This window comes from Geminocystis sp. (assembly GCF_041753295.1).
Taxonomy (GTDB): domain Bacteria; phylum Cyanobacteriota; class Cyanobacteriia; order Cyanobacteriales; family Cyanobacteriaceae; genus Geminocystis.
The window spans coordinates 18,011-29,207 of sequence record NZ_JBGSUU010000119.1 but is presented as its reverse complement, the minus strand read 5'-3'; the positions used below and the strand labels follow the sequence as shown (position 1 = coordinate 29,207).

The 11,197-nt window shown below is 30.8% G+C and carries 10 protein-coding genes; 6 read left to right on the top strand and 4 right to left on the bottom strand.

Annotated elements, in window-relative coordinates:
• Nucleotides 1-149 precede the first annotated feature (149 nt).
• The 4 genes from ACEW8E_RS14780 to ACEW8E_RS14765 all read left to right on the top strand — a co-directional run bounded on the left by ACEW8E_RS14780 (nucleotide 150) and on the right by ACEW8E_RS14765 (nucleotide 3,979).
• Nucleotides 150-1,595: a ComEC/Rec2 family competence protein gene (locus ACEW8E_RS14780; RefSeq protein WP_373481120.1), complete on the top strand. Its 1,446-nt coding sequence runs from the start codon at nucleotides 150-152 to the stop codon at nucleotides 1,593-1,595.
• 145 nt (nucleotides 1,596-1,740) lie between these two features.
• Nucleotides 1,741-3,021 (top strand): hypothetical protein, encoded by a 1,281-nt coding sequence (locus ACEW8E_RS14775; RefSeq protein WP_373481119.1) that lies wholly within the window; start codon nucleotides 1,741-1,743, stop codon nucleotides 3,019-3,021.
• 15 nt (nucleotides 3,022-3,036) lie between these two features.
• Entirely contained in the window at nucleotides 3,037-3,378 is a 342-nt protein-coding gene (locus tag ACEW8E_RS14770) for a hypothetical protein (protein WP_373481118.1), read from the top strand.
• Between the two features lie 94 nt (nucleotides 3,379-3,472).
• Nucleotides 3,473-3,979 (top strand): hypothetical protein, encoded by a 507-nt coding sequence (locus ACEW8E_RS14765; protein ID WP_373481117.1) that lies wholly within the window; start codon nucleotides 3,473-3,475, stop codon nucleotides 3,977-3,979.
• A 187-nt stretch (nucleotides 3,980-4,166) separates the two neighbouring features.
• Here the strand turns inward: ACEW8E_RS14765 and recN are convergent, their stop codons facing one another.
• The 3 genes from recN to ACEW8E_RS14750 all read right to left on the bottom strand — a co-directional run bounded on the left by recN (nucleotide 4,167) and on the right by ACEW8E_RS14750 (nucleotide 6,799).
• A complete protein-coding gene (gene recN, locus ACEW8E_RS14760) occupies nucleotides 4,167-5,903 on the bottom strand; it encodes a DNA repair protein RecN (protein ID WP_373481123.1) in 1,737 nt (578 codons plus the stop codon).
• A gap of 135 nt (nucleotides 5,904-6,038) precedes the next feature.
• On the bottom strand, nucleotides 6,039-6,479 hold the full coding sequence (locus ACEW8E_RS14755; protein ID WP_373481116.1) for a type II toxin-antitoxin system YhaV family toxin: 441 nt from the start codon (nucleotides 6,477-6,479) through the stop codon (nucleotides 6,039-6,041).
• A 2-nt stretch (nucleotides 6,480-6,481) separates the two neighbouring features.
• Entirely contained in the window at nucleotides 6,482-6,799 is a 318-nt protein-coding gene (locus tag ACEW8E_RS14750) for a hypothetical protein (RefSeq protein WP_373481115.1), read from the bottom strand.
• A gap of 146 nt (nucleotides 6,800-6,945) precedes the next feature.
• Between ACEW8E_RS14750 and ACEW8E_RS14745 the strand changes: the two genes are divergently transcribed.
• Nucleotides 6,946-7,713 carry a transporter substrate-binding domain-containing protein gene (locus ACEW8E_RS14745; protein WP_373481114.1) on the top strand — a complete coding sequence of 256 codons (768 nt, stop codon included), beginning with the start codon at nucleotides 6,946-6,948 and terminating at the stop codon, nucleotides 7,711-7,713.
• 67 nt (nucleotides 7,714-7,780) lie between these two features.
• On the opposite strand, the gene ACEW8E_RS14740 is transcribed toward ACEW8E_RS14745, so the two are convergent.
• On the bottom strand, nucleotides 7,781-9,184 hold the full coding sequence (locus ACEW8E_RS14740; RefSeq protein ID WP_373481113.1) for a hypothetical protein: 1,404 nt from the start codon (nucleotides 9,182-9,184) through the stop codon (nucleotides 7,781-7,783).
• A 213-nt stretch (nucleotides 9,185-9,397) separates the two neighbouring features.
• Between ACEW8E_RS14740 and ACEW8E_RS14735 the strand changes: the two genes are divergently transcribed.
• Nucleotides 9,398-11,197: a serine/threonine phosphatase gene (locus ACEW8E_RS14735; protein ID WP_373481112.1), complete on the top strand. Its 1,800-nt coding sequence runs from the start codon at nucleotides 9,398-9,400 to the stop codon at nucleotides 11,195-11,197.

The following is an 11,197-nucleotide window of genomic DNA, read 5'->3' as shown; positions in this document are numbered from 1 at the left end:
TTTGGTGAAGCCTTAGAAGCGTTTCGCACCGCCATATCTTTTCGCTTTTTTCAATGGTTAAAAGATAATATTGAGGTATTTACTAATTATAAAGCAAGTTTGGGCTTTGTTTGGGCATAATTTTTGTTTAAGTACCGTTAGTTAGTTCGATGGTAATAGGTAGTCGGGCGGTAGATTTAGACTTAGATTTACAAAACGCTTTTCGTACTGCTGGGTTAGCTCATACCTTAGCCGCATCGGGGTTTCACGTTTCTTTATTGTTAGGTTGTATTTTATATTTAACTCGCTCTTATTCTCCCCGTGTACAGTTGATTATTGGTTTATCAAGTCTTTTAATTTACACTACTTTAACGGGTTTTTTCCCCTCAATTTTACGAGCTTCTTTCATGGGAGTTGCGGTTTTAATCGCCATAATTAATGATCGCTCAGTTAAAACTTATGGTAGCCTGTTATTAGCCGCACTAATATTGCTATTAATCAATCCTTTATGGATTTTTGATTTGGGTTTTCAACTCAGTTTTTTAGCTACTTGGGGTTTAATCGTCACTTTACCCGCCATTGTCAAAAAGTTAGATTTTTTACCGCCAACTATTGCCAATTTAATTGCTGTGCCTCTTGCTGCTACCATTTGGACTTTACCCCTTGTTTGTTATGCTTTTAATCGTATTCCTGTGTATGGAATTTTGACAAATGTTTTAGCAACTCCTTTGGTTATTATTCTCACTTTAGGAGGAATTTTTACGGCGGTTATTGGTGTGTTTATTCCTATTCTTGGAAGTGCAATTAGTTATCTTTTATTTATCCCGATTTTGTTATTAATTAACTTAGTAGAAATAAGTAGCAAATTACCTTTTAGTTCGTTAGCAGTGGGAGAAGTAAATATTTTTGCCGTAATTATTGGCTACGGTATTTTACTGATAATTACCTTTAATAAATGGAGTCAAAAAAGATGGCAAGTAATCATAATATCAGCGTTAATTTTATTTATTCTTCCCTTAATTTATCAAAAACTAAATTTAGTACAAATAACGGTAATGGCAAGTAGAAAACAACCAGTTATAATTGTCCAAAATCAAACTAATCATGCCGTCATTAATCTTAATGATAAAAATAATGTTAGATTTAATATTGTCGCTTTTCTTAGAAATCAGGGGATAAATTCATTAGATTTAGTATTAATTCCTTATGATGCTAATAATAAAACTGCGTTAAATTTGTTAGGAGAATATATCAATGTTAAAAATATTAGTTGGCTAGAAAAAAACACAGTTAAAACTATTCAAATGATTGCTAAAACTCCTAATTATTTTCAGTTTAAATTTGCTGATAAAATTTGGTTATTAGTTATCAATAATCAAGATATTGATTTATCAAATATAGTCGATACAGATATTCTTATTTGGGATGGAAAAACTCTTAATATTAAACAATTACAACAAATTAAGATGAAAAAAGCGATCGCCAATAGAGATAAAATAAATCAAGAAATATTAGCCTATTTAGAAAGTAATAATATAGAGATATTTCCCTTAGAAAAAGGAGCAATTCAATGGCAACCAAACACCGGATTTAAAATTTTTAATAATGATTCTTAAGACAATAAGTATTATAATTATATTTCGCAAAATCTGAATCAATCACAGTAAGGATTTTACTTTATTTTTAAGAAGTCTTTTTTTTATCCCCTTGCTATGTGCATAGTTTATGTGCATAATAAAAAATATAGGAATAAATCAAACTATGGCTAGTATCAATATCTATATCAATGATGATTTGAAAGAAGAAATGGCTTTGGTGGAGGCGAATTGGTCTGAAGTTTGTCGTCAAGCTATCAACCTTGAAATTACCAAGAGTAAAACAGGTGAAATGACTTATGAGCCAAAAAATTTTGACCAAGGAAATTGGGATTATTCTTCTTTTGAGGAAAATTTTAATAATGATAATGTAATCATTAAACCCTACATTAATCATACTAATCCTAAATTACGCAATACCGTTAAAGTTGCTTCTCAATGGTTAGAAGAAATTAAACGAGAATTAGCGATCGCCCGATTAGACGGCAATTCCTTAGGGGAGTTTTTTCAAGGAGTCAGAAAAATTGAAGTTTTAGAACCGGGGAAACCATGGAAAACAGGTTATTTGAAAATTAATTATCACATTGATTTTTACTTTCAAGACGATGATGTTACAGACACCATTGAAGGAGAAATTATTGATGTCGTAAATGCTCAAATTTCATCATCAGTGGCGACAAAAATAAACACCATCGAAACCATAGATCAATCAATTAGGTTAACGGAATTAGAACATTTAGGAATCATTAGTGTTGATTTAGAACCGTTACCATCTAATGTGAAAGAAATACCAATGATGTATCCAGAATTATATAAACCGTTAAAAAAAGCCTTGGAGGAGAGTTTTTCTTTTAATCAATCAAATCTATCAAGTAAAAAAGTTAAGCAATGGTGGAAAGAATGGTATGACCATGAGTTATTAACTACTTCTGGAGATCTTGATCTAAAAACTTTTTTAGAAGATGAAGATGAACGGGAAGCTGATATTTCAGGTTATATCGATTCTGAATATTTTGTACTAAGAACAGAATTTTTGGAAGATTTAGAGCGTAATTGTCAAGAAGTGAGCTTTTTACATTATGACTTTGTTTATTTTTCTAGTTTCATTTTTGATTTATTTTACTTTACAAAAGAAGAAGATTTTAAAGATTTAAACTTAGAAAGTTTTGCAGAAATTGATTTTATCAATAAAGATGAATTACCTCATAAATCAGGGTTATATTTTGTGGTAGAAGATAACAAAATTTATGCTTTTGGATTTACAAAAAATCTTTATTATCATTGGGATAATCATAAACTGAACAAAAAAATAAACAGTGAAAATAACATTAAAATCTTGTTTATTCTGGTGGACTCTAATACTTATTTGCATAACATGGCTAATAACTTATTCCATACTTATCTTCAAAAGATTAACTTAGACAACAATCCATATTTACATAACTAAAAAGAGAGCAAAACAATGAAATTTATTTTTCAATTATTAGGTATTGGTTTGATGCTTTTAGGAGTTTATTTATTAGGTAAAAATATTTTCTTTACCACTAATGCTAGTCCTTATTTTTGGCGTGGCATTGCCGCAGATGTTTCTGTTTTCTCCTTAACTGCCGGGGTAATTGGCTTATTTATGTTTCCTAGAACTGCTAAATTTTTTAGTTGGATTTTAATTGGTTTTGGGGTAGTTTTTGTTATTTATAGTAGTCGATCAATACTTAATCCTACCAGTTTATGGCAATTTTTCTTATCTATTATGTCAATGGTAGGCGGTTTTAAACTATTAACCGATAGACAGTTTGGTGGTTAAGAAAATCTAATTGTACTTAGTTAATATCAACAATTTTTTACTAAGTACATACACAAAAGTAAATAATATTTAGTAATTATTAAGGAGTAAAATAATGTTAGAAGAAAAAATGCAAAAAATAAAAAGTTTAGTTAATTCATTACAGAATTTTTTTAGTGAAGATCAAGAAGCTAAAAAACAAGTCTATTTTCAAAAATTAGAACAGACATTAAATTTAACTATTAAGTTTTTTAAAAAGTATGATAAAAAAACAACTCATGTTTATGAATTTTATGATAAGAATCAAACATTATATAATTATTTATATTTAGAAGAAGATGAACCTAAATGGAAGATAAAATACAGAAACGAAACTTCAATATCAACCGAAGATATAACCACAAAAGAATTAGTAAAATACTGTTGGGAAAATCAAATGGATATAAAGCAGTTAATCGAAAAACTTTTTGAATATATAAATCAATTTTTTTCAAAAAAGCAACAAGTGGTAACGAAGGAAAAAGAAAAATATAATACTGAAATAAGTTGTTTAGATGAGGCAATTAATAACTTAGAAGAATTAATTAATGTTGATATTTCTGAAGATATAAAAAATAAATAGTCAAATTTTCTGGTTAATATTTACCTCCGTTCGATGGTTTAAACATCTCACAAATGGGCTACAATATCTGAGTTAAAGAAAAAATATTGATTGCTGTACCAGATATAAGATATAATAAGGTTTAATTGTTAATTGTTAATTGTCTCCCTTGTCTCCCCAAAATCTGGAGGCATGGGAGTTATAAATTTTAGCCCTTGTGCAAGGCTTTCTTTCTTTCTAATGCCGTTTCTAAGAGAGAATCTGCGAAAGCGATGGCATCTTCAGCGCAATGTCCTCCTGTAAGTTCTGCTAATTCATCTCGGCGATGATCTTGATGTTCTAAAGGCGTTACTTTAACCACCGTTCTTACTTCTTGGGTTTCCTGAGATTTAATCAAATGTTTTTCTACCCGAAAATGATAATCTGCCATTGCCGCTACCAAAGGTTGATGAGTCACACACAAAACTTGATGTTGTTTACTAAGAGTATGTAACTTTTCAGCAATAGCTTGAGCTACTTTTCCTGAAACTCCAGCATCAATTTCATCAAAAATTAAAGTTTTATTCTCTATGTTTGATTCAGTAAAACAAGATTTTAATGCCAAAAGAAAACGACTCATTTCTCCACCTGATGCCGTCATAGCTAGAGGTTGTAAGTCTTCCCCCGGATTTGGACTAAAATAATATTCTACCTGATCCCAACCCATAATATTTGGGTTTACGGGAGTTACTCGACACTGAAATTGTACTTTCGCCATGCCAAGGGGTTTTAATTCTTGGGTTAATTGTGCTTCTAATTTTTCCGCCGCAACTTGTCGAAGTTGGGTTAATTTAGCACATAGTTTTAGTAATTTTTCTTGATTTTCTTGGTATTCTTGCTCTAATTCTTCGATGGATTTACCATTATCCGTTAATTGTGTTAATTCTTGTTTCAGACTTTCATAGTAATTAATGACATCTTCTAATTTTGGGCCATATTTACGGCAAATTCGCTTTAAAAGTCTAACACGTTCTTCTACCTCTTCTAATCTATCGGGATCTGCTTCTAACCCCGCCCCATAGCTATATATTTGTTGCCCAGCTTCTACCACTTGATTTAACGCTTCTTGGACAATTTCTAATACTGAGGTTAATTCTTTATCATAATTTGCCATATCTGTGATAATTAACTGTGCTTTAGCCAAAATATCTGTAACTGCTTTATTTTCCTCTGATTCACTTTGATATAATAATTGATAGGCTTGATAGCTTAATTGTTGTAGTTCAACTACATGGGTAAGGCGATCGCTTTCAATCTCTAATTGTTCTAACTCTGTAGGAGATTGTAAATGAATTGTACTTAATTCTTTAATTTGATGTTCAATAAGATCTACTCTTTGTAACCTTTGTTGTTCTGATTGACGGCGATATTCCAAGGCTTCTTCTGCCTGTTGGGTGATAGTAAAGGCTTGAGTCACTAAGTCTCGTTGTTGAATTAATTGTTTACCTCCATAAGCATCTAATAAATCCCGTTGATTATTGACAGAAAGTAATTGTCCTGTTTCATTTTGTGCTGTAACTTCTAAAAGGCGATCACGCAATTGAGTTATAATTTGTTTATTAACCACAACACCGTTAACCCGACAACGAGACCGAAAATTATCTTTACTTATGGTTAAATCTCGACTACAAACGACTGTACCATCATGAAAAGACTCCATTTCTTGAGATTCTAACCAAGTTTCTAACTCAGGATTAGTCTGAAAACAGGCTTCTACAATAGCTTTTCTTGCACCAGAGCGAATCATTCGCCCACTAGCTTTCCCACCCAATACTATGTCAATGGCATCAAGAATAATGGATTTTCCTGCACCAGTTTCCCCTGTCAAAACGTTTAACCCGTTTCCACACTCTAACTCTAAATGATCAACTAAAGCAAAATTATCAATCCGAAGGGCAATTAACATTAATTTATCAACTACGCACAAAATAAGCCTTAACTTTAATTATACTCAGATCTTGCATAAGAACAAAAATACTTAATTAGGGGTGATGAAAAAGTTTTGTGTGGAATAGTGATTTGTGTTAATTATTATTTTTGGTTACGAGTAAATTAAATCTAAAAAAATGTTCATATCTTCAGGAAAATTACCATTAGTAACCATTTTAGAAAATATTTTATAACAGTCTTTTTTGTCTCCTTCTTTACGGGGAAAACCTAGCCACAAAATAATAATTGTATTTGCTTCTTTAAATACTCTAAAAAATAATCGATACCTAGATGGTAATCCCATTTTTTTGAGACGACTATATTTTTGTAAAGGTTTTTTGAGGATGAAATAAGATGCAAAAGGATTATTAGGAATTTTATCTTTTATACCTATATCTAATGCTTTTAATAGTTTAACTTCAGGATGAATAATAAAGTTTTTTGGTTCTAATTTTTCTTTAAGATATTTAACTCTATTTACTAACTCTAACCATTGTTGATAAAAAACAGGATGAAAGTAAATTAAATATCCATTTATTTTTATGGGTTTCATTCTTATTCTATGTCAACATCGGCTAATAAGTTATCAATTTCTTGGCTTATTTCTTCTGTATAGGGAATAAGTTGATGTGGGTTTTTTAGTGCATCTTTACTTAAAAAATCGAGAAAAAGACTCATCATTAATTCTTCTTCTTCTTCTTCAATATTATTTTTAGGATTAAGACGGATTAGTAATATATTTTCGTTTAATATTTCAATCTCTCCAGTGGCTTCAGCAAATTGGGGATTATCTTTATAGAAGGCATTAGGAAGGCGAAAACCTTTTTGATTACCTATTTTGGCTGGGTTAACGGTGTATGTTTTTTGTTTCATGAGTTAAATCAATAATGTTATTATTTTTTGTTATAACATAATTAGGCAAAAATATCATTGTTTACTAAACTTTTTCCCTTAGTGGTTTCTAATTACTCTCGTTGATAGAGAATGAACCATAAACAATTTAAAATTATTTTAACTCCATGATTTCTCAAAAATTACTATTTATTATCATCGCTTTTGTTATCAGTATTCCCGTAAAAGTTTATAGTGCGTCTTGGGAAGAAATTAGCAAAAAAGGAGAGTTAGTTATTGGTGTCAAAGATAATTTGCGCCCTCTTGGTTATCGAGATTCTCAAGGTAATTTACGAGGTTTTGAAATTGATGTTGCCCGTCGTTTAGCTTTAGAATTGTTAGGCAGTGAAAATGCAGTTAAGTTAATTCCTTTGTCGAATCAAGAAAGAATCCAAAAGGTAACAGATTTAGATGTAGATTTAGCCATCGCCTCCATCACGGTTAATACATCTCGGCAGCGTATCGTTGATTTTACTGATTTTTACTATCTTGATGGTACAGGAATTATAGTCAAAAAAGGGCAAATAAACGCTAATATTCGGGATTTTAAGGGTAAAATTGGCGTAATTGGCAATTCAAGAACTATTACTCAAATTCAGTTTAATTTACCAAATCTACCATTAAAAGAAATATCTTCTTATCAAGAAGCCTTAGAATCCTTAGAATCAGGGGAAATTCAAGGTTTTGCGGGGGATATAACCATATTAACGGGATGGATGCAGGAAAACTCTAATTATCAGCTTTTACCTACGGTTTTCGGCGGTTATCCCTTGGCGATCGCCTTACCAAAAGGCAGACAATATCAAGAGTTACGGGATAAAGTTAATGACGTTGTCAGAAAATTAAAACAAGAAGGTTGGTTAGAAGAAAGGGCAAAATATTGGGGTTTACCCTAAATTCTCCCCTAAATCCCCAAGTGTGAGGACTTTTTTTGATTTTTCTCCAAAATTGAAAGGCTTACAATCAGATAAATGTTTCTAAAACACCAGTTAAAACGGGAATGGTTTGCCCAGAAACGCTATAAACTAACGCTTCTCGATAAATTAGATTAGCATCATGAGATAATTTGTTAGCTTCTCCTTTAGAAGTAATAATAGCTGCGATGGCACATCGATAAGCTAAATTAATAGCTTGTATTCTTAAATCTAACTTTTGAGAGAAATTATCATCAGGGTGAATTACCATTTCTAACATTTTTGCCTGTAAATTTTCTACTTGAGCTTTTAATTGGGTATAGCTATATGTAACTTTATCTAACTTTAATTTTTGACAATTATTTTCTAAAATTTTTAAACCAGCCAAACTACATCCCAAGGCAAAAAAACCATGATGTAAAACATTTTTCTCGTCTTTTTTATCAATAGCGTGAGGGGGTTTTATCATGACAACATCTTCTGAAGGTAAAAAATATTGACTAACATTTGCCGTTACAGTATTTGTACTATTCATAGCAGAAAGTTTCATCGGTGGGCTAAATTCAATAGTATTTTGATTTTGAAAAGGCATCATGGCGTATAATTCTTGTCCATCGGGTAAAGTTGCACCGATAATAAAGTAAGAAAAAATATCATAACCTGTAATCCAAGGTATAAAACCGTTTAATTGATAGCCTTTTTCTGTGGGAATTGCTGTTAATAATGGTTTTCCTTTTCTTCTCAAATGAGAAAAACCCACACCACAAAATAGGTTTTCTTTGATAATTTTTGATAAATATTTTTCTTTAACTATTTTATTTTTACTATTACTTAACATCGCCATAGCACTTTGATGTTGAGTTTGTAAAAACGATAACGCACCTGAATATTTTGCTATCATTATTTGCCAGGAATAAAATCCTAAATTACTAATATCTAATCCACCCCAAAATTTTGATAACTTTAATTGAAAAAAATTATAATTAACTTTATTCATCTTCATTAAAGTTTGTTTAAGAATATCGCTATCATTGTCTATTACTTCTCTTTTTAATAAAACTTCTTTCTCTAAAAAATCTTCTGCTTCTTCTAAAAGACTTAACTCTAATGGTGTTAAATTATTAATATTTTCCTCTGATTTAACAGAAATTAAAAAACATTTTTGATCAAATTTTCCCTTTAACTTTCTTTTTTCTTTTTGTACTTTAGCAATAGCTTTTTTATCTAATTTATTAGCTTTAATTATTGCCTCTATTACCTCATAAACATCGGCTATTTCTTCTTCTAAATTATCCTTATTTGCCGTTAATACTTCTTGTGCTTCTTCTATTAATTTCTGTTTTAAAGCCTCTTTATATTCACCATTAGATAACTTTTTAACTTGACATTTTTGACTATCTGAGTTAATGATCTCAGGTATTTTATTTCTAATTAATTTTTGATATTGATTCATAATTTAAAATATAATAAAACCAAGATCTAAAAATAGACTCTTATAAACTTTATTAAGTTACCTGAATAGAAGATAATATTTTAGTTATGTTTATATTTAATTTCTCACTTTTAGGTATCAATAAATTATAGATCAGAAATTGATCTTAATATCGTATATTTCAGAATTTAGCCTCAATATAATATTAATTTATAAGTAATTAGGATTATCAATATGACAATAGATCGTGATTTAATGGGTCAAGTTTATCAATGTATTATTACTTGTCCTCTCTCTCAATCCCCTAAAATTCCTTTTGTTTTTTCCCCTAATTCTTCCCATCGATATGCTTTAACTACCTCTATTTCTGATATATCTTTATCTCCTTTTTTGATAGTTGGCGATCGCCATTATTTTTGTGTAGATGTAGTGGATACAAAACCCACAGAAAGAGGAATTTTAGATGAAAATTTAGATCATGTAGAACGTTTTGAGCGAGATAGTTTAAAAGAAGCAGGAATCCCAGATTTAGCCTTTACTTACTTGACTCTAACAGAATATAGCCCCACAGTACCAGAATTATTTGACGGTTGGGAAGATAAAAATAACCATCAAGAATTTGTAGTCATTACCAGTCATAAGGAAGATCAAAAATTAGAAGATTATTTCCAGAATAATAACTTTAAAATAGCTGAAGTTTTGCCTTATTTACAAAAAACTGCCAAATTATGGAAAAGTTTTGCGAAAATAGATTGTTGCGAAACACTATTAAGATTAGATAACTTAAAAGTTGACTTAGACGGCACATTAATTATAGATAAAATATATCTTGATTTTCCTAATGATCCACCTTTATTAAGACAATTAGTAGAAACATGGGCAAATTTATTAGGAGATTCCCATGATGACTATAAGTCTTTTATCACCGACTTGATGATTCAAATTGAATCGGGAGACATTGACGATATTCAACAATTACGCTCAGAATTACAATTGTTAGCTCAAGAAATTGAAATGCAATCTTTATTAGAGCAAGAAGAAGACAAAGAAGGAGAAGAAATGATAATCATACCCGGTGCGGATGAATTAAATGAATTAGTCAATCAATTTGATTTTGAAGAATCAGAAATTCAAGACGCAACCCAAATTAACAATCCTTCCGCCGATGATCAACCGACAATAGTACTTCCTATGAGGCTTTTAAGTTTAACAGAAGTCGGTTTAAGTGATATTGGACGCAAAAGAGGACATAATGAAGACTGTTTCGCCATTGAGACTAATATTCAGAAGAAAGAAAGTCCTCAAGGTACTTATTATAATGCCAAAGGTTTTTTTGTAGTGTGTGATGGCATGGGTGGTCACGCTTCAGGAGAAGTCGCCAGCGCCATGGCAGTTAAAACTTTATATAATTACTTTCAAAAATCTTGGGTAGATGAATTACCATCAGCAGAAACTATTAAAGACGGTATTCTTCAAGCCAATGAAGTCATTTATGGAGCTAATATTGAAAAAGGACAAACAGGATCAGGTAGAATGGGTACTACTCTTGTTATGACTTTAATTCAAGGTACAAAAGCCGTTATCGCTCATGTAGGTGATAGTCGTATTTATAGAGTAAATCGCAAATGGGGATTAGAACAACTAACGGTAGATCATTCTGTAGCACAAGCCGAAATTAAACACGGTATTGAGTCAGATATTGCCTTTGCTAGGCCGGATGCTTTCCAGTTAACTCAAGCCTTAGGTCCTAGAGATAATACTTTTGTAAATCCTGATATTAATTTTTTCGATATTAAAGAAGATACACTTTTTGTTATGTGTTCTGATGGATTATCTGACAACGACTTATTAGAAAATCATTGGGAAACCGCATTATTACCGTTAATTAGCTCTAAAGCCAATTTAGACGAAGGTGTTGCACAAATCATCGATTTAGGTAATCAATTTAATGGTCATGATAACATTACTTGCGTTTTAATTCGCATCAAAGTACAACCTAATTTAGAACATCAAAATGCTATTTTTCAATCATAA